Raw genomic sequence first — 24,704 nt, forward strand, 5'->3', positions numbered from 1 at the left:
ATGATCAATATCAAGGCTCTACAGCAAGATGCGCTCGTCAAAGAGCACGTTAAGGCGTATAAGGTCGGTAAGCAATGGGTGTTTGCGGGGATCTTTGTATTGTCGACTATGGGCATGATGGGGGCCGATTCAACAGCTCATGCTGATGCAACTCCATTAAGTTCAACAACGCCCGCTGTTGCAGCTCAACAAGAGGGGAAGACTAGTAGTCAGAGTGCGCCTTCCTCGAACCCCACAGCAGCCCCGTCCAATCAGTCTCAGTCAGTTACATCTAACACAACTAAAAACAATGTAAGCACGCCAGTTTCTTTAGGTTCAACTAAGGCAGAGACCACGACCGACTCGGTTTCATCTTTACCGGCAACGTCACTGGCTCCAGCCAGTATGGCTAGCCAATCAACGCCATCTGCAACATCTACAGCTGTTCCTTCAGCAGTGAGTCAAGCAACATCTACTGCTCCGGATTCGTTAGCCAATAAGGTCAGTCAGACGGCAAATTCGGAAACTAGTGCAACGAGTGTTGCTTCAGCAACTAGTACAACAACGTCGTCAGCTAATGGTTCACAAGCTGTTAGTGCAACAAGTGCAAGTAGCACTTCCTCGGCAGCTCAGAACTTAGCGACTTCTGCGACAGGTAAAACGTCGAATGCATCACAATTTCAGGCAGCTAGTTCAACTAGTACGGCATCTGCCGAATCCCATATAGCTTCCATTGCCAGCCAAAGTGACGCATCCCAGAGTGTGAACACAGTTGATCTAGGGGACGTGACAGATGCAGTAGCTCAGGCAGCTAAGAATCATGCGTCAGCGGTCTATGCAGCAAGTAAGATACCACAAGAATTAACACGAATAGCAGCGGCTAGCAATGTTACGAATACTGCTGGTCGATTGTCTCCAGATGAAACAACGCAAAACAAGCAAGGCCTGTTAATCACAAATGATAAGAACTCAATCACAAGTTGGGCAGTTACCGGCTTACCTAGTGATATGACTCAAAATATTTATGATGCTAGCAATGTACCTACAAATATTAATTATTTGGCCTCGAGCAATGGCATCAAGGAACTTGACCTAAATGGGCCAATTGGAGCAGATACCAGTAACTTAAAAGTGGTTGGGACTTATGAACCAGCTGGTGCTTCTTTTTATGGGCAAAAGATTTCGAAAATTGTTGTCACATTTGATAAATTCAGTCCTTATTTGACAGATAAATCTTTGAATCGAGATATCATATTTAGCAACAATCTTTTTGGTGGTATGTGGACTGTTGGTTGGGATTATGATTTCACGCCTGTTTTTTATGATCAAAATGGAAATGTGATTGACTTGACTCCTAAGGATGGGGTTGCAGCGTTTCTTAGTTTTTGGTCTTTGAATAATTAGCCAACGGTTGATGGCAGTTGGACAATTGATCATTCATCGCACGTTACGGGTACTGATCAAGATCATGTCGAATATGTTCAGGCAATGAATGGTCAGAAAGCGTACGTTGCGGATCATTCCTCGGTAATTGTTGACAACACGGGGAAAGCATATGCGCCTCATAACAATGATCCACAGCGTATGTTCGCAGACGCTGTCACTAATCCCGAATATGGTGGTGGAATTCCAGATTGGGATTGGTTAGGAAACAAGGATTATGCGCTGGGTGCTGTTATGTACCAGTTAAATGGTGGTACGAACACGTTTAGAGTTGGCATGAACTATAACAATGCGACTCCCCTTTTTAATAACCAAAGCTACTGGATTACGTTTGGCTCAGCTCCATTAGGTAATACGGCTTCGCCGGCGCCGGTAAAGACGGTCACAGACACCTCAGGACGTTCAATTGACGGCCAGAAAGTATTGCCCGGTAGCGTTATTAATTACAAGGTTGAACAGGACATTAACCACTTTGGTACCGATTTATTGTATCCGTATACTAACTTTGAAATTGATGATACGTTGCCTAACCAAGTCAATGGCCTGACTAGTGATTATAAATTAGTGGCCATCAATAATGATGGTTCACAATCGGACGTTGATACTGGCTGGTACAAGATTATAACGAGTGCTCAAGGTGTTGTATCTGCCTCGCTGATGAGTAATATTTTGGCTGATGGCACTTCAGGCTTCTATGCGCCAACTGCTAAGGGCTATGAGCTAGTAATGCCAGTTTCTGTCAAAATGGACGCCAGTGGGACGCTTGTTAATACGGCGTCTACAAACGTTGGTAAAACCATCAAGATACTAACACGACGCACAATCCAGTTGTCTTGATTACTCCAACAAAAACGGTAACCGATCAAAATGGCAATGACATCAATGGTAAGAACTCTGTTCGTGGAGACACAAAAGATTACGAGATTTTGTGGGACTTACGCGACGTTGATGGCACTGCTTTGACACAAGACCAGATTAATAAAGGTGTGTCGATTTGGGACTTCTATCCAGCACGGTATGAGAGCATTCAAAAAGGCACCCTAGTAATCAAGGATGCCAATGGTAAAGACATTTCGAGTGAGGTCTCCATCGATTGGGATGATGCTGATGGCAAGTTTACTGTCTCGGCAAAAGATCCCGTTCAATTTATCACCGAGCACAAGGGAACTGAACCTAAAGTCGATTTTAAAACTACAGTTAAAGCTGATGTTGAAGGAGAGTCAGACAACACTGCACATCAGAACACGTTCGGCAATGACACACCGACAAACACAATTGGCACGCACGTGAACATTACGAAGCCAACTAAAGAGGTTGTTGCGAATACAACTGATCCTACCAACATTGTTGGCAAGAGCTTTGCACTTAATACCAATTTCGATTATGAAGTTGATAGCTCAACTCGGCCAGCCAATTATGCAGGGATCACTGAGTCTTGGACTGGTAGTGACTATCTTGATATTAAGCACGATCAATACAATGGTCAGACTAAGATTGTCACGACTCAAGACATTACGTTAGATAACGGCAGTGTCATTAAGGCCGGCCAGGACATCACAAATTACTTTACGACTGCCTATGATTCAGCGACAGGTCATTTGGGTATCGAGATGAATTCAGACTTGCTGAAGATTTTGAATTCACCGATAAACAAAACTACGGCGCAAGGATGGAAAGGATTTATTGGTGTTAAGGCTATCGCCGTTGGAACTGCTACTAACAAGTGGCAAGAAGACTATAACAATACGCCTGACACTTCGAACACGGTCACTCACGTCACACCTAATGATCCGGCACCAACCAAGACAGTTGACGATGATAGCGGCAATGATATTGATAATAAAGCAGTTGCTCGTGGAGATCATTTAGATTATAACGGCACCTGGGACTTAACGGGATTCACTAATTGGGCATTTAATACCTCTAATTTCGATGCAGGATTTGGCGAGTATGATCTTCTTGAAGGACCAGCAAAGATGGATCCTGATTCATTGAAATTTGCTGATGCAAATAGCCATGACATTACGGATCAACTTGAAATAACCTGGGGGGTTGATCATAAATCGTTTACAGTCAAACCCAAAGGTGACATTAAATCGTTTGTTCAGAAATACGCGGGCACTAAGCTGTCATTCACTTACACCGCAACACCGATCACTGGTGAGTCCGGCACGATAAAAAACACAATCTATCAAAATTCGTTTGGTCAGACTAGTAAAACGACCACAATGATTAATCCATTGCCAAAGATGGATCCCAAAAAAGACATTGTTGTTAATGTTGGTGATCAGAAGAGTTTGGATGGTAAGGAAATTAAACTTGGTGACATTTTTGACTACAAGCTTGAATCAAGCGTGCGACCAGAAAATTATGGTGGTCAGACGATTGAATGGGGAGGAACTGATGATTTTGATGCCGTTCACGATGAGTTCACAGGTCAATGGGAAGTATTAGCTGACCGAGATATTGTTGTCTCACCGACACTAACCTTGGAAAAAGGTACTGATATTTCACGTTATTTTACTATGACGTTTAATCCTGAAAAGCATCGAATTCATTTTGAAGCAACTCCAGAATTTGACAAGGTGCTAGATTCACCTGCAAATAAGGGATCACAACAGGCATGGTCTGCGTATGTCCAGATGAAGAGAATTGCTGCTGGCAAAGCGACAAACGTTTGGGTCGAAACCTACAACAATCAGGTTGTTAACTCCAACATTGTGACATCATTTACGGAGGTGCCAAAGACACCAAAACCTGCAAAGCCAACAGTAATTAATCATTATTACACCAAAATTGTTAAACAGATTGTCCCAGGGCCTCCAGTTGTCGAGAAGGAAAAAGTTATAGAGAAGGTTCCAACACCAGTTATGGCCAAGTCTGAGCCGAAACCTGAAGTCAAGGTAGCAACTGCTGTTGCCCCAACACAAAAGCTTGTTGAAGTAAAAACACCTGTTAAACCGCAGCCAATGACTCAGTCAATTGCTGAAGTACCAAAGATTCAATTATCTGCTCCTAAAGTAGCTAAGGCTGAACAACAAAAGCCCGCTCCTGCGAAGATAGCCGAATTACCACACACTGGTGAATCTGATGACACTTACTTCGCCGTCGGTGGGTTACTGGCACTTGCTGGCATGGTGGGCGCATTTTCACTGCATAGAAAGAAACACTCTGCCTAGAATTCGCATTTAAATAAAGATCATTGAACTATTGCCGTTGAGCGATTGTTCAATGATCTTTTTTTTCGTGAGATGGCGAAAGTTGAATGTATCTTTCAAACATTTATGGTTACGGTGTTTCCTATTACAAATAGGCATGAATGGATGTGATCAATTTGAAAACAGTGGTGATTGCCGAAAAGCACGAACAGGTAGCCAAGTATGTTGCTGGATTAGGCGGCTCGGCAAAAAAGTTTAATGGAGCTACACAATTAGAGCATGGTGATTTGGGTACAACAACAATTGTTGAGGCCTCAGGACATTTGGTCGGTCTGGTGGAGCCCCAAAAGTATGACGATAAATGGGCTGGTAGTTGGCGTTTAGACACGTTGCCGATGGTTCCTAAAGAATTCAAATTTGCTTTAACGGGCAAAATGGAAAAAAAGCGATTTGATATCATCCAGCGAGAAGTAAAGTGTGCTGATCAAATTGTCATTGCGACTGATCCTGATCGTGAGGGAGAAAATATTGCGTATTCAATTTTGGAACGTATTCCAGGCGCAATGAAGAAGCCAATCAAAAGACTGTGGCTCAATGATTTAACGCAAAAAGGCGTGGCTAAAGGCTTTGCGAATTTACGAGATGCGCGTGACACATACAATTACTTTACTGAAGCACGCACACGGCAGGAGGCGGATTGGTTAGTTGGGTTGAACATGACGCGACTAGTTACTCTTAAACTACAAAAACGCGGTTTTGAGGGTGTGTTTTCGGTCGGGCGAGTTCAGACACCCGTTTTGCAACTGATTGTGGACAATGATAACGCAATCAGGGATTTTAAGACTCAAAAATATTGGAAGCTAGTGCTTCATGATTCTCGAAATAATGTTGATTACACGACTGATAAAAAAATCTCAACGAAAGCGGCTGCCCAAACAGCCTTGGCTGCTGCTCGTCAACAAACCGCAGTGGTTCAATCGGTATCGACCGAAGATAAGTCGACAACGGCTCCAAAACTATACTCACTCACTGATGTACAGGGCAAAGCGGCCAGTCAATTTGGATGGTCTAGCACGTACACAGCTGATGTTTTGGAAACGACACATTTGACAGAATGGTTGACATACCCACGTACAGATGCAAATTACATCACAACTAACGAATTCAAGGGCCTGGCGTCATTTGCGCCGACAATTCAGAGTGCAATTGATTTGCCTTTCGATTTGGTTAATTTACAACCAAGGGCAGCGTTTATTAATGAAAAGGCAGTTCAGCAGGCGGGACACTCTGCCTTAACACCGACTTTGGTCGATCCAGGCTTAGATTTAGTCAACATTCAAGACGCAAAAACGCCAGGAGCACATTCGAAAGTGATTCCGGCGGAGGATCGTCGAAAAATATATCGCATGATTGCACGTCGAGCACTGATGATGTTTGCGCCAGACATGAAAACGCGAGTGACCAGTATTGAAGTTGAGTGTGACGGACAACGATACAGTTTAAAGGCGGTCAAAACCACCGATGCTGGATTCAAATCAATCTTAAAAGAAACTGTCCGTAACGAGCAGACACCTGACGTTCAAGAGGGTCAACAACTAACACTTGAACCAAAGTTAATCGAAGGCACCACAAAGCCGCCAAAGCGATTTACCGAAGCGCAGGTGATTAAGTCGATTTTTACTAAATATAACTTGGGCACGCCGGCGACAAAGTCAGAGATTTTGCACACAATTGTGGAGGTTCGTCGCTATGTTAATAAGAACACGAAAGGACAATTAATTCCGACAGAACGAGGGATCACTTTAACGGAGTTTCTACGAGGATCAGTTTTTGTCAGTGCTAAGTTAACGTCCGCATGGGAAGATTATTTGGCCAAAATTGGCGATGGTTCTGGTAAACCACAAGTTTTCTTGGACAACGTTGTTAAATTAATCAGTGGTGGACTCAGCCACTATTCGACAGCAATCCCAGAGCTTAGCGCTACCCCAAAATATACAGCACCTGTCCGTAGTGATGCCATTGCGGACTGTCCGAAATGTAAAAACGGACAGATTAGTTTGGTGAGTGGTGAGAAAAATAGTGGGAAATACAGTTTTTACGGTTGTGATAATGAAAAGTGTAATTTTACATTGCCGCACAAGTTTGGGGCGAGTGGGCTGGAGGCAGATACGATTCGACAACTCTGCGTTAATAAAATAACCGATGTTTTACGTTTAAACGGGCGAAAAGGCAGTTATCAAGCCCGGTTGAAATTAAATAGCAAATACAAATTAGACATGGATTTTGTGAAAGAAGGTCGTAAATGATGCAGCTTAAACAATTAAGTTATCGACAAGGTGTTCCAGTGCGTACCAAGTTGGGATCCGTGGTACTCCAGTTAACGTTCGCTGACGCGTCCAATGAATTGCTGAAGGTTAGTGTGTCGAAAACCCAATTGCATGAACAATTTGGCTCTTTGGAGGACTTAGTTCCTGGTGACACTTACTCTTTGGTTTTTAAAACGTTGCTTGAAGAGACAACAGGAGCCAGCATATTGTGTTTAGAAGCAGCGCAACGGTCTCTAAGCAAAACCAAAGAGACAACCGATTCGCTTAGTAATGGCAGACGCGAGCAATCTCACTTTGAACCTAAAAATTTAAACACGACAGAGGCAACATCAGATGTAACAGATGGGTTGCCACCAGAGAGTGCGCATCGACACATTATTGGGGAACCAGGGCCAAATCAACATGATCAATCAAGTGTGGACTCCGCTGATGCAGTTGCCAAACTGACTGATAGCTATGGAGTTGAACCAGAAAGTCAGTCTGCGGTGGCACATTCGTCAGGCGTCAAAGCCTTGAATGACTACTTGGCTGGAAGTGTGGCCGCTGAGAGTAGTGAATCGAAAAGTGTTCAGCCTTTAACCTATCACGGGCAGGCCGATTATAGTCATTTAACACATGCTCAGAGCACTGCACCGGATCCTGATACCCAAGATGCTGGTACAGCAGATGACGCCCGTGAATCCTTTACGCAAGGTGCAGCTTCTTCGGCTGATAGCAGTGAGGGCTCTGAAGATGCTGACGATTTTCCGGGTGGTGGTTGGTAATGCCTGAGTCTTTTTTAAATATTTTTACTACGAATCTGACGGCTGCAGCTACCGCAAATCCGGATAATTATTTAACTATTGGCCGACACCAGGAAATTGAGCAATTGGTTGATAATTTGTTACGAAAGACGAAAAACAATCCCTTATTGATTGGCGAACCAGGTGTTGGTAAAACGGCCATAGTAGACGGACTAGCGCGTTTGATTGCCTTAAAAAAAGCGGGTCCAAAATTGAATGATAAAATCATTCGGGTGCTGCAAATGGCCGAACTTCGCAACCCGACTGTGGGAACCGGCGATGCTATGGCAAACTTTGAACAGTTGATCAAGGAATTAGCAGCTAGCCAAGGGAAAATAATATTATTTGTTGATGAAGCTCATATGATTATGTCGACTGGCGATTATGGTGATGTACTGAAACCGGCTATGGCCCGTGGAGAGATTCAATTAATCGGATGCACGACCTTACGCGAATATCATCGAGATATTGAAGAAGATGGCGCTTTGAAACGTCGTTTTCAAGTGATCGATGTCCCTGAACCATCAGCACAAGAAACTGAAGCCATTTTGACAGGTATCAAGGGTGGCTATGAACGATTTCACCATGTGACGTATTCTGACGCGATTGTTAAGTTGTGTGTGCAATTATCCATGCGCTACATTCCAACTCAATTTTTGCCAGATAAGGCCATTGATCTATTGGATATGTCCGGCGCAGTCGTCAGTTCGCAACAAAGACAAGCAGTGACTGCGACTGACGTTGCCAAAGTCTTGGAGATGATGACTCACATTCCAATCACGAGTATTTTGATGCAAGATTCGGAAAGACTGCGTCAATTGCCGAGCAATTTAAGGCAACGTGTTATCGGCCAAGATGAAGCCATTAAGAGCGTTACCGATACCGTTGTACGTGCCAAAGTTGGTATTCAAGATCCTCGGCTGCCGTTAGGTTCTTTTTTCTTCATGGGTATGACTGGAACTGGCAAGACTGAGCTAGCTAAGGCATTGACAACCGCTTTGTTCGATAACGAGCAGGCGATGATTCGGATGGATATGTCAGAGTTTTCACTGGCCAAGTCGGTGGATCGATTTCAATTTCAATTAACTGAAAAAATCAAGCATCAGCCGTATTCTGTGGTCACGTTGGACGAGTTCGAGAAGTCTAACCCACTGGTACAAGACCGGTTGCTACAAGTGCTTGGTGACGGAGAACTCTCTGATGAATATGGTCAGGACGTTGATTTTAGAAATTGCATCATTATTATGACTAGTAACATTGGCTATGAGGCCGTCAATGATCAGGCCGACTTCATGTCGGACAAAAAGGCGGATAAATTCACGATTCAACGTCAAAAAAAGAATTTTAAAACAATTATTCAAGATACCTTGACAACAAATTTCCGTCCTGAATTTGTTAATCGAATCGGTAAGGTGGTCGTGTTTAATATGTTGGATAAGGCGATCATTCGCAAAATTGCGGATAAGGATTTACAAGAGCTGAATGTCTGGATGAAACACACGGGCTTTCAGTTGCGGTATAAAGATGACTTACTAAATTTCTTAGCTGACATTGGCACTGACATTAAGCAGGGAGCCCGTCCATTGGCGCGTCAGATCAATCAGGAAGTTGCTACACCCGTTAGCTATTCGATTTTGTCGAATAAAGGCAAAGGTTTTAACGTGATTCGTATTCATGTAAGTGGACATGGAGAATATGGCAATATTCGCGGTGATCGAGTGGTGCACTTTGAATTAATTAACGACCACAATGTTGCATAGAATTTAGAGTTTTCTAAATTTAAATTGCCAAACCTTACCGACTTTTGGCGAAAGTTCGAGAAACAAAAAAATAATTATTTAATGGCCGTGCTAGATAAGCAACGGTCTTTTTGTTTTGACTCGTTTACTTATTGGTAACACTTTTAATAAAGGAGGAGTGAAACCATGTTTCATTCACTGGTAGATTCGGCGAGCGAACTGTTGATTACACATGGCCATGGTATTTTCTTCGGTGATGTGGGCGGAAATACGGCTAACACTATTCACCAAGTAGCTAATGACCTGAAATGGGCTGCCTTAGCCGGTATGGGCGCCTCAATCATGTGGGGTGCTGGATTATTCGGTATGGGTGGTGAAGAAGGCGCCCGCAGTGCCAAAAAGCGATGGATTCATGCTGCTATTGGTATTGTTGCCTGTCTTGCCGCCTGGTTCTTCCTTGACTGGTTGGAAGGCTATGCGACCTCTAACTTCCCAGGCTCATAATTTTCGAGAGAACTGTCGTCCAATTTGATTGGACGGCTTTTTTCGTGTGAGATGGCGAAAGTTGAGCCTGAAAGTCAAACGATTAAAGTAACAGTGTTTACAGCCGATAAAAATGAATGGACGTGAAGAAAAAATGAAGTTTCCATTTGGCCATAAAAAGTTGCGTGTTAACGCGGCAATAGAAGATCCATATTATCTTGAGATTGAATTCCGCCAGGGTACCGGACCTGATCAGGATGAAAACATTGCTAAACTTATTAACGACAAGTCGCCACATTTACTTGACACTTTGCCACTGGCAAGTTTTAAAGATGCTGAAGCTTTTTTTATGGCACTGCAGTCTAGCCAGCAGGTAGTTGATGATGGTGCCTTTGCCCTACAGACCTTGAAAGTCGACAAACATGATTTGGACGCGAAGGTTGATGCCAATAATCCGTTCACCGCACTGATTCTGGATGATTTCGAAATTCCATTTGACTATCAGAATGTGACTAAACCATTATTTGAGTCGATCTTTAATGATCCGGATAATCTGAATGTTAAATTCAAGGAAAAAATAGATTTAGTTAGAGGGATCAGCGATTCCTACTTGGCTTCCACGGGACTTAGCCGAGACAATTTAGCGCGAGTCCCTAAAGAGGACGAAGTTAAGGACGAGCTGCACCCAGAACGCCCGGATGTAACCCTAGACGTTCCAGCACAACAAGTTACCGTGTCCGAACCAGAGCGCCTTGATAAGCCGAAGACAGCGGAACCTACTGATTATTCTGGTCAGACCGACCAGACAAAGTTACCTAGTAAGCCGGTGTATGTGCCTGGTTCAGGGACTGTTTTAGATCAAAAAGAGATCAACGCGCTTAAACAGCCAACGAATAGCGATAGTCATGTAGCAGCAAAACCCAGTGCCGCACCGGTGATTTCTAGCACTGCGCATTCCGTATCGACCACTGTAGGCAATACTGATCAACCTAGACGTGTGCAACATGATCAGGTTAAAGCACGTGCTGCTACTGAGGACACGGTCAATGATTTGATTGCTAGAGCAACTGCTGAACCAGGTTTATTTGAAGTTAAAGTCGTTGCTGCTGTCGGTCCTGAAGATGAACATTATGTTGACTACGCCTTGCAGAATAAGCGGCGTGACTACAATGAACAGTTGTTGAGTGGGGCAAAAAAAATAACAGCTCGTAATGGCGAGTTGTTATTGGCTGAGCAGAGCCAGCAGGTCAAGAATATTGAACAGCAATTATCGCAGTTTCGGACAGCATCTGATCATACTCAGGACATTCATCATGAGGTTGGGACTAAGTACGCGGACCAGCACGACCTTGCAGAAAAGGCCGGTAAGGACAAGCTAAAAGCTAAGTTTGATAAGGATACGGCTGATGCTAAAGCACGATATGAAGCCCAAATCGCCTCTTTAACCAAACAGTATGCGGATGATCAACGACAATTGACTCAGAATTTGAATGTTCAGTTTGAAAAAGCGGCGGTCGCCGAAGAAAAACAACGCTTATCTCAACAAACTCAAGAGATTGAAACTGGTGTTGAAGATCTACGAAAGAAGCTGTTACGGGCCGCTCAAATCAATCTAAATGGTTATGTCCAAAAACTACGCGGTACTGCGAGCGATGTATTGCTGAAAATGTTTCAAGATTACCAGGCCGATTTAGATGCTGATGAAGCACGTTTTACGACTGAGCATTTAAATGCCATGACCAAACGTGCAGCGGTGCAACAAGCAGAAAATGAGAGCCGAAGAGTTTCAGCGCCTTATGATTCAGTTCATCAATTAACACAGCAGCTTTCTGATATGACTACGCGCGCAACGCAAGCCGAATCGCAGACTGAAACATTAAAAAGCCAGCACACACAGGATCGCGCTGAGGTTGATCGTTTAACCAGCACAGTAGACACATTAAAAGATCGTAATGAGCAGTTAGCAGCGCAACGTGAAGCTGCTAACCGGGGAGCTTCTAGAACCGAAGGATTAACTATTGAACAGGCACTCGCATTAGGCGCGCATTTAGCCGGCAAGGATGCTCCAGAGCCTAAACCAACAGCACCGCAACATGAGGATCAACTTGACCAGAAAGAGGATCAAAAGACGGTTCAAATTTTAGGTTTGAAACGTTTACTAAAGATGGCTCTAGTTTTGATTGCTGTACTGGTGGCCGGTGTTATTGGTGGGGGCTTTTGGATGCACAGTCAAACAACTAATCGAGCCGATAATCAAGCAATTTGGCAATCATCTATGTCGGCTTCATTAAGTCGGCAAGTTGTTCAACACAGTTCTGGTTCAAACTCCCAGGTAAGACACACTAAAAAGGTAACTAAGAATAGCTCATCAACGGAGTCTTCGTCAGTTACAGTCGATAGTGATAATGAACGCGAAACACGAGCATTTGATAATCTTGATTTAGCTGGCGTGCAGGCGTTGCCGCAGGCTAAGTATGCTGCATTAGATACGGCGTTGTTGAACAATAATTGTAACGACGTTCGTGTGGCTTTAAGCAAGCTGAAGAATTATCAACTCAATTCGAAAAAAAGAACTAAGATGACGTTAAACATCCTTCGCAACAATTACTACTACGATTTGTCGAATCAAGTAGAGAATGTGAATGTGTAATTTTTATAGTGGTGGGCAGTGACGACAGATCAGTTCACCAATTGATTTGAGAAACGTGTAAAATGGTTAGCTGTAGCCGGCCCGGCTCGTCGCATAATAACGATGAGAGGGGGATAGCCATGTTACAACTAATCTTTACCATTATTGTGGGCCCGTTTGCCGTTGGTGTACTGCTTATTTTATTTAAGCGGTGGTTGGATCACCATGACAAGTGATAACCGGCTGCGAATCCAACCTGTCCGTCTAATTGAATAATTATTCGCAAAAAAAGCCCTGAAGAGATGCCACTCTTCAGGGCTTTGACAGTCATGTTACTCTTTACCATTTGTGTAGTTACAGTATAACATCTTTTTACACGAATGACAGGACCACAACTTGCAGTAAGGACACACCCTACATAGTAAAATATAATTTAGACTTTTCAAAAATCTAATTGCTCAACCTACCCAACTTTTGGCGAAAGTTTGCCAAGGGTATTTTTTTTGCAAAAATGCACTCGTGTAGTGGCCAGTCTGACCACGAATAGCACAACTTTTTAAGAAAGTTGGACAGGAGTGTTGCAATTTGAAAAATAAGTATGACCGTGAACGCGGAAATAAAGGTAGTCGGTTCGGCAACGTACTTGGGAAACCGTGGGTACTCACTTGCCTGTTGGTTCTATGGTCTAGTACGGGTGCTTTGTGGTTGGCTCTGTACTTGTCATCAGGCGTACGGGGACTGATTGGCTGGTTAAGCACTAACATGCCAGGCGTTATGAGTGGCAACTTCAACTTTGTTGGCAGTGATGTATTGGCCAGCAGTTGGGCGATCACCAACTTTAAGAACTACGGTATGATTTTGCTCAGTCCAATTTTAGTGCTTCCCATTTGGTTGATTTTGACAGCCTGGTTAGCACCAATTTTGATGCGGGTGTGGTATAAGAACCGGTCCACCAATCAAGGCCAATATGGGAACGACCGGTTTACGACTGAAACGGAGACATTGCGGCAATATCCATTGATTGCAGACCGTGGCGTCCCGTTTAAGGGGCACGGCGGCGTTGTGGTTCAACATTACCCCGTTGCTTCAGGTAAGGTCTTCAGAACACATCCAATTCGCTTTACGCGATATTATCTGGTGCCGCTCTTAAAACGTGAGGTTGTGCCATATGGCTGGTATTTGATTGACTCAACGGCTACTAATTCATTGATCATTGGGATTACTCGTTCCGGTAAAGGTGAAACTGTAATCAACCCAATGTTAGAAAATTTAGCGCGTGCATCAATCAAAACGTCCATGGTCGTCAACGATCCTAAAGGTGAGTTGTATCAAATGTCATACAAGTATTTACGGAAGCAGGGTTATGACGTGCAGGTGCTCAACTTGATCAACATGGATTTTTCAGCGAGCTACAATCCGTTACAAAAAATCATCGAAGAGGCCCGCGAAGGTTATTACGATGAGGTTCAGCAAGATGTCAACGCGATTTCATCGGCCATCTACGTGGATCCAAATGCCAAGGATAAGTTCTGGCAGAATAGTTCCATCAACTTACTCAATGCACTGATCTTAGCATTACTAGACTATGCCAAACGTCATGACGCCTGGGATCAGGTCACGATGTACAACGTTGATCACATGATGACTGATCTTGGTGGTGTGAACGTTGAAATTAACAGCAAGGGAAAGCCTGTATTAACACCAGAAATGGCTGAAGCACAAGGCATTGAATTTGATCCTACTAGTGCTGACGCGCGGCCAACTGGTGAACGAAAATCCAAATTAATCATTTATTTTGAAGCATTGAACGAGTTAAACCAGTTGCATCCAGACAAATTTAGGCAAATGGCACATGACGCATTCGCACAGTCGAAATTTGCTGGTGATGAAACGTCTGGAAACATCTATTCATCAGCTTCTGAAGGGATCAAAATTTACAACCAGGCCAATATTGGAAAACTAACCTCTATGAATTCCATTAATTTCGAAAATATGGGCTTTCCGCGAATTATGAAATTGCGCTTGGCAGATAAATACCAATTTCACACCGGAATCGTAACGTTTTTCAATGCCAAGGGCCAAGTGCTCGAAAAGAGAACTCAATTAGTCGATAAGGTTGGTATTTTGCGGTATGCCATTGAAACAAAACTGCCTGATAGCTTTACGTTTACTGTTGATTTTGGCTTTGAGAAAAACCCCGATTCAATTAAAGGCGATGTCTTTAAATTTAGTGGCTTAAAACTCTATAAGCGTAAGGGATTCGGAAAGAATTTCGAGTTGGATGAATATACAAGGCAACCCTTGCTTAAAAAAGTGCAATTAACGTTACAGTCGGTGGCGCTAAAGCCGCAAATGCGATCTTGTGAACTTCAATATTCTGAAGCTCCGGTAGCCTTATTCCTTGTTACGCCGCCGGACAACCCAAGTTACAACCAGTTGCCAGCATTTGCGATTGATCAAATATTTAATCAGGTTTATCGCATGGCACTCCTCAATGGCAGAAAGGCTTTTACCCGTTTGGGGTTCATTATTGATGAATTGGGTCAGCTGCCGACTATCGCGAACCTAGAACAAAAGGTTTCGATCGGGTTAGGTCAAAATATCTTCTTTGATTTGGTTGTTCAAAATTTCGAACAATTGGAGCTGCATTACACGAAGCAACAGGCCGCCACGATTCAGGATAATTGTTCCAACACGCTTTATATTTTGACCAGTTCGATTGACACGGCCAAACAAATCTCAGGCCGCATTGGACAACGAACAGTGGCCGTTAAAACACAATCTGGGCAGGCGGCAAAAGTTTCTTCCGTGAATATTTCCACGCAGTACATCAGTCAGGATTTGATGAAGCCAACCGAATTGATGAGACTACAGGGCGGCGAAATGGTTGTGCTGCGAACAGTTCATCGCCAGGACAACAAAAAACAATCGATTATGGATTATCCGATTTTTGATCATGGCGATACGCAAATGCCGTACCGCTATAAATTCTTGCAGCGTGAGTTCGATGATTCAACGACCTTGTCTGACATCGGGCTGACGAGTTTGCATCAACGATTAGATTTGGTAACGTTAGCGGTCAAATATGATCAAGAGTTGGAGGACTTGCAACAATTGATCAGCGAGGGAGCAGACGTTCATCAGCCGCTCGCTAGTGGGCAAGACATCGCACGACCGACGGTTTCAGCGAACAATGCGCCACGAACGTTAGAGTCACGCGCCCCTGAGTTGAGCGACTTCACCCATCCAGATATGGATGATCTCGGTGAAGTGGCCACTGATCCAATCTTTAGTGGGTCAGAACTGAGTGATCCTGAAGAACTCCAAGATGCGTCCACGGTGTTGGCCACAGAGCTGATGGGTTTGAAGCCCAGTGAGTCGATCGTGGATAGTCAAAAATTGATGGATGACATCGGTAACTTTTGGCAGCACAAACGGCATAACAGTCTGCGGTTTATCTGTACCTTGTTTGAAGGTAACCATCAGATGGGGCAGCAATTGGTCGGTTCTTTAGACGAAATTCGTCGAAAATATGGTTATGAGTCGGCGTTAAGCGATGATCCAATAGTTGCTAACGCATTGGCACAGGAAGGAGCGGCGTCATGAGCTTCATGAATTTATTTAGATATGTATTAGCCAAAATGATTTGGTTTGCAATACCAGTGGGCGGGTCAGTTAAAGATGTAGCAGATTCGGCTCAATTGAGTTCTAAACCAGTGATCTCTTGGTTTTTAACATGGGAACCAATCATGCATCAGCCTCATTTGGAAATTACTACTGAAATTTTTAGTTGGTTAGGATCAGTCATGGTAAAAGGCCTCTATGATTTTGATAGCGGTATTGAGACAATTTTCAATTGGTCTATTTCATTACTGGGCTGGGACGGTGTGTTAACCTCTAGTAGCTCACCGTTGCATGGCCTCTACATGGTGTTATTCATCATAGGTTGGGCGTTAATTGGATTGGGTATTATGATTGTGGTCTGGGAGTCAATCACCCATTCCATTAATTGGAGTAAAGTTCTTGGCAATCTCTTTATGATTGGTTTGCTTTTAACAATCCTGCCTTTGATTATGTCCACCGTGAATAGTGGGGTCAACAAAGGCCTAGGATTAGGTAACATTGCACAATCGGCACAGTCAGATGTTGAACAAACTAACGTTATTGATAAACATGATTTTTCGACTGATGGACAAGCTAGTTTATCGGTGCTGCCGATCCATAACAATGTTATTGATAAGGCTGAGTTGGTAGCTCAAGGATTTAATACTGATCCTGATCATATAAAAGCCACAGATTGGAACACTTTGACAACTGCTAAGCAAATTCAAAATGTCAACTTTGGCGAATCATTAGATTCTGATACTGAAAAGACTTTGGGGCTAGATAAGTTGCAGGCGTCAAATCATTTTGATTCGGCCACAGATCCTATTGATTATGAATTAGATGAGGTTTCTGACAGTCAATACACTTTGAAATACGCTTTGACTAAACTGAAGCCGAATACGGGCATGGGGACGTTGAATGACCCAGCGTATGCTCGCTACGATGTGTCATGGTTTCCATTGATTGGACAACAGTTAATTTTGGCTATCGTTTTGACCTTGGCAATCTGGCGTGTATTGAAGGATATTTTTGAACTGACAGTTTTGAATCTGTTGGCGCCCTTGGTCGCGGCACAAAGTGTGCGTGAATCAAAGAAGTTGCGTGACTATATTTCCACGGTTGCGGGTTTCTTTATGTCAATTGCACTGATGTTCGTTGTAATTCGAGTCTACTTTGCGATTCTGGCAATAGTACCGCCAATGATGCCAACGTCATGGAACTTTTTGATGCGTGGAATTACAACGATGATTATTTACGCGGCCGGCGGGTATGTAATGTTTTCTGGGATTGCCTATATTCAGCGTATGTCAGGGATCACACAAGGGTTTGGTGACGAGGCTAATCATCTTGGTGCTGCCGTTATGGCTGGCGCCGGAGTAGCCTCAATGCTGACGATGGCTACTGGTGGCACTGCTAAAGGATTGGGTATGTTGTCCAATCATTCAAGTAAATCAAGCTCAAGTAAAGGCACAAATAAAGAGTCGAAAGATTCGTCAGAGGCAATGCCAGGTAAAACACCAGGTCTTGAGAAACAGCAAAATGGTAATGGTGTTAGCTCAGAAGCAGCCAAAGCGGCGGCAGAACGAGTTAGACAGGCTAATGCTGGTGGCATTTCGACAGGCAATGTTCCAGGCAAAGGTGCCGGTGGTTCAACAGGTGATTCGAATGCCAATAATAACAATTTGAACAGTCATGCCAACCATGAACAAGGTGGTAACCAAAACGGCGGCACGCAAAATTCTGATAACGAGAATAATCAAAAACAGCATGGCGAAAATCATCAGCATGGCGGTAATCAATCAAATAACCAGACTGGTGGACCTAACCAAGGTGTAAATGAGAATCATGACAATAGTAATAATATTGGACAGGATAACTCGCATAACAACTTAGATCCTGACGGCAGTAATGGTATCTCAACCGAACAGGATCTTGGCAGTGATGGTTTCGATGGCAGCGGTGCAGATGGCTCTAATGGAGATATGACGGGTTCCGATGCTGCTGGCTCCTTGAATCCTGCCGACGATGATTCTCAAGGCTTTGGATCAGAAGATCTGTATGGTGATGGCTCTAGTGCCATGACTCTGGCTGACATGGAGTCGATGCAAAATGCATCGATGAACAGTGCCAATGCTGCTTCACAGGCTGGGCCAGGTACTGATTCGGCAAACTCAATGTCTGGCGACAGTTATGCAAATCTTGGCAGTCAAAATGACAATACGGGGGCTTCTTCACTAAATCCCGAAGAAGCAGCCAAAGAACGTAGCATGGATGCTATCGCGTCAGAAGCAGCTAAGAACCATCCAGAAGTTGGCGTAGGGCACTATGACTTTAGTAAGAGTGGCGCAGCAGCTGAATATAGTGCTGCCATGCAACAATCAAAGACTAGTCCATCAGATCCTGATGGGCCTGGCCCTGAAGGTCCTAGCCCTGAAGGTCCTAGCTCTAATACAGGTGACACTTCTGAGGTTGCTGGCGCTAGCGCTTCTGGAGAGGCCGGTGACGGTAAATCGGACTCAAAGGGTGCGGTTGAAAAAGCTGGCGACGCAGTTGCTAAGTTTGGTGCTAAAGGCGTTAAGAACGTTGCGAGCTATGAAGCAATGCACCAATTCGGTGCTGGTCAGCAAGGTCGAATTCCTGGTAAAGAGTCGGATCGGTTTGATGATGACTAACACAATGACAATGGAAAAAGTCCTTCGGGGCTTTTTTATTTATTTTTCGTGTAAATTGTAATTTACGAAAAAGAGTTTTATACTGAATCTGGTGATGCAAATGAGAAACAAAAACGATGAATATGAGCGTATTTTTATAAAGGCCCAATCGGTCATCGATAATCGAAAATTAACGGGTGCCTTTGTTCGAACGCAGACTAATAATCAAATTAGCCGACAAAGTTTCCATAACCTACGTGTGGGTACTAGCAACTTAGCTAATGCTAAATGGACAACAATTGTCGCTTTGAGCCAGGTTGCTGATGCTTTGCGGCTACAAGATTTAATGAAGCAACACAAATTTCGATTGTTGCAAAAAAAAATTAAAACTACTGCTGATCAATTGGCAGGACATAATGAGTCTGGCGATGCGTTGTTAGGAGCTGTTTTACAGAATTTGGTTGATAATCCAGTTAAACTGGTTGATTTGTATGAAGATACTTTAAAAAATGGAGGTAATTGAGATGAAATGGAGTCGTATTTTAACAGCGTTGACGGTTCTAGGCTTGAGCTTTGGCTTGGCAGCTTGTGCCAATAAAAAAGGTAACAGGGTAGATTGTAAAATTAATCCGAACGCTGTTCGGACAAAAAAGATCAGCTTCCTTTAAAATGGTGTTTACCACAAACCCATTTTTTAGGAGCTGATCTTTTGTCTAGTATAACCTATTCTGAACGAATTAAAATTGAAACATTTTGTGAGCTAGGACTGGCCAATGTCCAAATGGCTGAGCGGTTAAAACGATCTCCGTCTACGATTTCTTATGAACTATCTCGATGTCAACCTTATCAAGCTGAGTTGGCACAGGTGAACGCTAAATCTAAGCGATCACGATGTGGTCGGAAAACTAAATTGGATGCCAAATTAAAGCAAACCATTCTAAACCATTTACGTCTAAGCTGGTCACCAGAAGTGATTGCTCATGAGCTTAAACTAGCCACTAAATCTATTTATAATTGGTTATATCAGGGAAAATTTGAATTTCCCTTGAGTGAACTACCTGAGCATGGGTTACGCCAACGGCGTAACCTTGACCAACGTTCTAAATATAATCAATCATTGGGGCGATCAATTGAACAACGACCAATCGTGATTAATCAACGTAATCGCATCGGTGATTTTGAAATAGATACAGTAGTTGGCCCTCGTGGACATAGTAAAGCTGTTTTATTAACTTTAGTTGATCGTAAGTCACGTTTTCTTTGGGCCTATCGATTAAAAGATCGGACGGCAGCGACTGTTAATGAAGCCTAACGCATTTTCTAGCAACTTTTAAGGGGCCAGTGCACAGCTTTACTGTCGACCGTGGCACTGAGTTTAGCAATCTAGTGTCATTTGAACCACAATACGGTATTCAAACCTATTACTGCCATGCTTACGCACCAGCTGAACGCGGCAGTAATGAACGATTTAATCGAAATTTACGTTATTTTTACCCTAAAGGGACTTGTTTTGAGCACATTAGTGCTCAAAATTTAACAACGACGTTACTTCAAATTAACCAGAGGCCCCTTAAAGTACTCAATTGGCAAACACCTTACCAGGTAATGTTGACTAATTTGTCAGAAAATTCGGATTAAATTTGCAATCTACCACAGTAGTAATCAATATGATGGTGCGATTTATGCGTATAGATCTGCGCATAGTACAGAAGTGGTAAAAACACCTGTAAAGATTACCTTTTCAGATAAAAAACTAAATTTTTCGGGTACTAGTCATGATGCTAAGTTTAGTTTCAAGAGCACGTATACAGTAAAATCGTATGCCCAAGTTAAAAAAATGATCACACCTGAAGTTGTTTCTTTAAATGGAATTGCGGATATTGATTCTAAAAATGTTACGAGTGAACAATTGAAGACTGCACAGGCCACTTTGCCCAAAGCCAAAGAATTTTATGTTGTAAATACAGATTACAATCAAGGTATTTTTGAGTCTGACAAAGTTAACTGGGTAAAGCCTAGGAGCATTGAATTTACAGCCAACAATGGGCAGTTTCTTTTATACAAAAAAGGCAACACACTTTATAATGCAGCCACAGCAATGGTAGATCATGTTAGTCCAAAGTGGCAGGTTTTTGTGTTGTTAAAGCGGTGAGGGCTGAAAGTTCAGGTCTAATGGAAGCGATGAAATGATGGTAGCAAAGAAACTCTTCTCAATACTGACAATCTTGGTGCTGAGCATTGGATTAAGTGCTTGTGCTAAGAAAGAAAATGGGCAGAAAAATCAGTACAATGGCACTATTTTCACGTATAAAACAGCACATAGCTTACAAAGGACAAAAACGCCTGTGTCTGTCACGTTTGATGACAAGACGTTACAATTTAACGGAAAAAAGGATAATGAACAATTTAAATTTGAGGGGCACGTGCAGCCTAAGACGTATCAACAAGCACGTGCACTTATTACGAAGGAGTCAGCTTCCGAAACCTTTCAATTTCCTGGTAAGAATGGAGAATTAGGCAACGCAACTGGTAATCAAGTTGTGCAATTACGCAACAAAATGCCAAAGGCGACGAAGTATTATTTGATTAGCACAAATACTAAGCAACCAGTTTTTAGTTCAACTAAGGTTAATTGGATTCCTTTGAGTCCATTGTTTTTGGGTGAGGGAAAATCGCCAGTGTACCTTCTATATAAGAAAAATGGTACTTTGTATAATGTAATTGAGCCAATGAAACTGGCTGATGGGGTCGGCCAGTCCATCATAAAGGCGGAGGAACAACGGTCAGTGTTTGTATCACTTCACAGATAGCAAACCTACTGTTGGTCCTGTCGCGTGCGTGACTTGGCGAAAGTTGAATAGAATCCTTAAGTCTCTAGTATCTGAAGCAAGTATTCAGATATTGGAGGCTTTTTCTTATGCAAGATTTTCCCGTGGTAGGAACGGTACGTTCGCAGATGAAAATATGGGTGTTGTACGCGGTTGACATTGGTGTTTTTGCCCTAGTGTTTGGACTCTCGATGTTTATCGGCGAAAGCATGTTTCCTACCAGTCAAATGCTTCAAAAAATCTTCTTTTATATTTGCGCTTTTATCTTAGGCATTTACTTGATCATGCGTCCTCGCACTAATCCTGGACGAGAAAATTGGCGGATCTTACTGATGCTACTGACAAATTGGCCTGATCACGGTTATCAGTCGTTTGGCTATTACGAATTTGATCACATCTTACCTGATAATGCAGCACGCAATGGCGTGGGTGTAACGGCTGAAGAGGAGCGTGATACCTATGCCGATTAGAACAGTTAAGCAACCGAGCGACACACGTAGTGGCGGGTTGCACTTTGGACATCATAAAAGCAAACAAACGACGAGCCGCTTTGATGCGTTGAATTTAGAAGTGATTACCAAGCTCGTTGGCTATCGAGGACTAACACATGATCGCTATGCGTATTTGCGTTTAGCTGACGATGCAGATGGTTACGTAGAGATGATGTCGGTTCGAGGCCAGGATGTTGGCTCGCTACCACCTGATGATAGTGTGGCGATTATTGGTCAGTACCAGGATTTTTTGCGGCGCTATGTTGAAGCAACAAAAATATTTGTTTCGCCTTTTCCTGTTGATACCAGTCAACAACGTGGGTACTGGACGCGACAATACATCAAGTTGAACAAAGAGCTGCGTTCAATTGATGATCCAGCGATTGCTAAGCAACTCTCAACGCGGATCCAGTTTATTTCCGATCGTATTGAGCAAACGCATGTGGTTGAACAGGAACTGTTTAACCAGGAGTACATCATGTTTTTCTTTGGGAAAACGACTCGGCAGCTAACCGATTTGATTAGCAACGCTAAAAGCTGGGGTGGCGGTGCTGTGATTCTTGAGCCAATTTCTCGTAAACGAAAAGAAGAAATTGTCACACGCATTAACAATCCGGCATTGCGGATTGATAAGGGATAGGTGAAGACGTTGAAGCAAAAAGAAATTAGTGAACTAGAGGCCAAGGGGTATGATCTTGGATTTATTGCCAGAACACAACCACAAGGCAATGTGATCCCACATGCCGATTACATTCAGATCGGCGACACATATGTGACCTGCTTGCGGATCTGGAAGTATCCGCCACATGGCCTAGAAATGTTCTGGGGCGTGCCACTTGTCAGTGGTGACTCAACGTACAGTGTGATTTCACTTGGAACGGAGAACCATGATCAGGTGGTTAAATGGTTGGACCGCTCAACGAGTGAACAAGCCACACGGGTTTCAGGTAAGGCGAAAGCGTCGGATAACTCGGACGCGATCGGTGCGGTCAATGATCAGATGACGTTGCTGAACATGGTTAAGCGTCATGGTGAGGTGCTGAAGCGGACTTATTGGCGGCTGTTCGTTTATGCCAATACATTGGATGAATTGCATAAACGCGTGGCTAAGGTAAAACAGGATCACACTGAATTTAGTATGTCGGCTTACGCTGAAGAACAGCTTTACGATTTTCAGTCAGTGTTCGTGCCACCGATGAGCGAAGAAAAAATGCCGAATTCTGATCATGGGATTCCAATTTCGGCATATGCACTTGGTGGCTCTTATCTATTTAATCATGTAAAACTCGATGATCCACGGGGCACCTATTTCGGCTATACAAAGACGAATGGTGAAGTTATGTGGGATCCATTTTATCGAGATCGTAAACGTACGCGCTCTTTTTTTCTGGAGTTGGGCAACCCAGGTATGGGTAAATCTGGTTTTGGGAAAAAGATTAACGATGATGTTTTTTCACGCGGAGCCTGGATTCGAAACTTTGATCTATCACACGAATATGAAGATCAAACGATCGGGCAAGGAGGGATAGTTATTCCCTTAGATTCTCCAAAATTCAAGATTAACTTATTCCAAGTGTTTCCCACCGTAACTTCCAAAAATGGTGATTACGTGGATCAAGCCAGTTCCTTTGATGCGAATACTGAAAAGCTCAAAAACGTGCTGCAGTTTTTGAATAACAAAACGACTGATGATGATTTAACGACCTTGGAAACGTGGATTACGGACTTTTACATCAATGAAGAGCTATGGATCAAAAATGCGCGTAAGCACCAGAACGTGCCGCCGATAGCAGAACTTAGTCCAGAAAAATACCCGACATTGAGTGAATTTGTAACGTTTATTAAACAAGCACAACGTAATGCAATTACGAATGCCCATGCACAACTGCCAGAGTATAAGAGTCAGTCAATGGATCGAATCGTGAATGCATTTAGCACTTTGTTGGTTGATCACGGTGATTTATTCGATGGACCGACGTTGATGCCTGCACTGTCGAGCACTCAGGTCATTGATTTTGATTACAGCGGTCTTGTGCAAGGCAGTAAGGCCATCTTCAACATTCAGTTTTACCAAGTGCTGTCTTTGATGAGCCAAGATATTGTGCGTAACGGAACGTATTACCGTGAGGCATTACGTCAAAAAAAGATTACGACGGATGATATCCGCTGGTACTATCTCAATTTTGATGAAGTTGAAAATGTGATCACACCTAGGTTTCCATTTGGTGTTGAGTTTTTGGCCAAGATGATGGAACAAATGCGTAAAAATATGTGTGCAATCAACATGATTGCACCCACGATTAAGGACATTATTTTGGATGGCACTTCATCAGCGACAGATCCGTATGTTATCGCTGTACGAAAAATTTTCGGACTGATGCAAATCATCTTCAATTTCCAAACGTCAGACGTTGATTTGCCATCGTTGAGGCTGGCCTATGGTGGGTCCTCGACGCATGCCGAATTACAGAGTCTAACGAAGTTACGACAAGGTGAAGTTAACGCGAACATTAGTGGCGACCGTAATATTCAATTTACGGTTCAACTAACTGATGAAGAACGTTATCGATACGATGGGGGGCTTTAAA

General features: G+C 43.2%; 18 protein-coding genes and 1 pseudogene. All 19 read left to right on the plus strand.

The annotated features are described in order from the left end of the window. Complete coding sequence (locus ABUE36_RS14250) at positions 1 to 1,383, plus strand: KxYKxGKxW signal peptide domain-containing protein (RefSeq protein ID WP_421017528.1); 1,383 nt, start codon at positions 1 to 3, stop codon at positions 1,381 to 1,383. A gap of 84 nt (positions 1,384 to 1,467) precedes the next feature. Further along, positions 1,468 to 2,259, plus strand: a complete 792-nt coding sequence (locus ABUE36_RS14255) for a hypothetical protein (protein ID WP_421017529.1) — start codon at positions 1,468 to 1,470, stop codon at positions 2,257 to 2,259. Continuing rightward, entirely contained in the window at positions 2,256 to 4,601 is a 2,346-nt protein-coding gene (locus ABUE36_RS14260) for an LPXTG cell wall anchor domain-containing protein (protein WP_421017530.1), read from the plus strand. The genes ABUE36_RS14255 and ABUE36_RS14260 overlap by 4 nt, the downstream gene beginning before the upstream one ends. A 164-nt stretch (positions 4,602 to 4,765) precedes the next feature. Continuing rightward, positions 4,766 to 6,886 (plus strand): DNA topoisomerase, encoded by a 2,121-nt coding sequence (locus tag ABUE36_RS14265; protein WP_421017550.1) that lies wholly within the window; start codon positions 4,766 to 4,768, stop codon positions 6,884 to 6,886. Next, complete coding sequence (locus tag ABUE36_RS14270) at positions 6,883 to 7,671, plus strand: hypothetical protein (protein ID WP_421017531.1); 789 nt, start codon at positions 6,883 to 6,885, stop codon at positions 7,669 to 7,671. The genes ABUE36_RS14265 and ABUE36_RS14270 overlap by 4 nt, the downstream gene beginning before the upstream one ends. Continuing rightward, positions 7,671 to 9,449 (plus strand): AAA family ATPase, encoded by a 1,779-nt coding sequence (locus ABUE36_RS14275; RefSeq protein WP_421017532.1) that lies wholly within the window; start codon positions 7,671 to 7,673, stop codon positions 9,447 to 9,449. The genes ABUE36_RS14270 and ABUE36_RS14275 overlap by 1 nt, the downstream gene beginning before the upstream one ends. A gap of 165 nt (positions 9,450 to 9,614) precedes the next feature. After that, positions 9,615 to 9,932, plus strand: coding sequence for a hypothetical protein (locus tag ABUE36_RS14280; RefSeq protein WP_017262384.1), 318 nt, complete (start codon positions 9,615 to 9,617; stop codon positions 9,930 to 9,932). Between the two features lie 133 nt (positions 9,933 to 10,065). Continuing rightward, positions 10,066 to 12,561: a hypothetical protein gene (locus ABUE36_RS14285; RefSeq protein WP_421017533.1), complete on the plus strand. Its 2,496-nt coding sequence runs from the start codon at positions 10,066 to 10,068 to the stop codon at positions 12,559 to 12,561. Between the two features lie 119 nt (positions 12,562 to 12,680). After that, complete coding sequence (locus tag ABUE36_RS14290; RefSeq protein ID WP_017262386.1) at positions 12,681 to 12,776, plus strand: type I toxin-antitoxin system Fst family toxin; 96 nt, start codon at positions 12,681 to 12,683, stop codon at positions 12,774 to 12,776. 349 nt (positions 12,777 to 13,125) lie between these two features. Then, complete coding sequence (locus ABUE36_RS14295) at positions 13,126 to 16,146, plus strand: VirD4-like conjugal transfer protein, CD1115 family (RefSeq protein WP_421017534.1); 3,021 nt, start codon at positions 13,126 to 13,128, stop codon at positions 16,144 to 16,146. Between the two features lie 35 nt (positions 16,147 to 16,181). After that, complete coding sequence (locus ABUE36_RS14300) at positions 16,182 to 18,818, plus strand: pLS20_p028 family conjugation system transmembrane protein (RefSeq protein ID WP_421017551.1); 2,637 nt, start codon at positions 16,182 to 16,184, stop codon at positions 18,816 to 18,818. A 100-nt stretch (positions 18,819 to 18,918) separates the two neighbouring features. Next, positions 18,919 to 19,320: a hypothetical protein gene (locus ABUE36_RS14305; RefSeq protein ID WP_421017535.1), complete on the plus strand. Its 402-nt coding sequence runs from the start codon at positions 18,919 to 18,921 to the stop codon at positions 19,318 to 19,320. 1 nt (position 19,321) lies between these two features. Then, the gene (locus ABUE36_RS14310) at positions 19,322 to 19,465 is read left to right on the plus strand and encodes a hypothetical protein (protein ID WP_421017536.1); all 144 of its coding nucleotides are present in this window, start codon (positions 19,322 to 19,324) and stop codon (positions 19,463 to 19,465) included. Between the two features lie 41 nt (positions 19,466 to 19,506). Beyond that, a pseudogene (locus ABUE36_RS14315) lies at positions 19,507 to 20,435 on the plus strand (IS30 family transposase). A 199-nt stretch (positions 20,436 to 20,634) separates the two neighbouring features. Further along, positions 20,635 to 20,949, plus strand: a complete 315-nt coding sequence (locus ABUE36_RS14320) for a hypothetical protein (protein WP_421017537.1) — start codon at positions 20,635 to 20,637, stop codon at positions 20,947 to 20,949. Positions 20,950 to 20,983: 34 nt separating this feature from the next. Beyond that, positions 20,984 to 21,607 (plus strand): hypothetical protein, encoded by a 624-nt coding sequence (locus ABUE36_RS14325; protein WP_017262391.1) that lies wholly within the window; start codon positions 20,984 to 20,986, stop codon positions 21,605 to 21,607. A gap of 107 nt (positions 21,608 to 21,714) precedes the next feature. Continuing rightward, positions 21,715 to 22,095, plus strand: coding sequence for a DUF5592 family protein (locus ABUE36_RS14330; RefSeq protein ID WP_017262392.1), 381 nt, complete (start codon positions 21,715 to 21,717; stop codon positions 22,093 to 22,095). Next, the gene (locus ABUE36_RS14335) at positions 22,085 to 22,756 is read left to right on the plus strand and encodes a hypothetical protein (RefSeq protein ID WP_017262393.1); all 672 of its coding nucleotides are present in this window, start codon (positions 22,085 to 22,087) and stop codon (positions 22,754 to 22,756) included. The genes ABUE36_RS14330 and ABUE36_RS14335 overlap by 11 nt, the downstream gene beginning before the upstream one ends. Next, positions 22,757 to 24,703 (plus strand): hypothetical protein, encoded by a 1,947-nt coding sequence (locus ABUE36_RS14340; RefSeq protein ID WP_017262394.1) that lies wholly within the window; start codon positions 22,757 to 22,759, stop codon positions 24,701 to 24,703. The last annotated feature ends 1 nt before the right edge of the window (position 24,704 follow it).

The organism is Furfurilactobacillus cerevisiae, from assembly GCF_048961765.1.
Lineage (GTDB): Bacteria > Bacillota > Bacilli > Lactobacillales > Lactobacillaceae > Furfurilactobacillus > Furfurilactobacillus milii_A.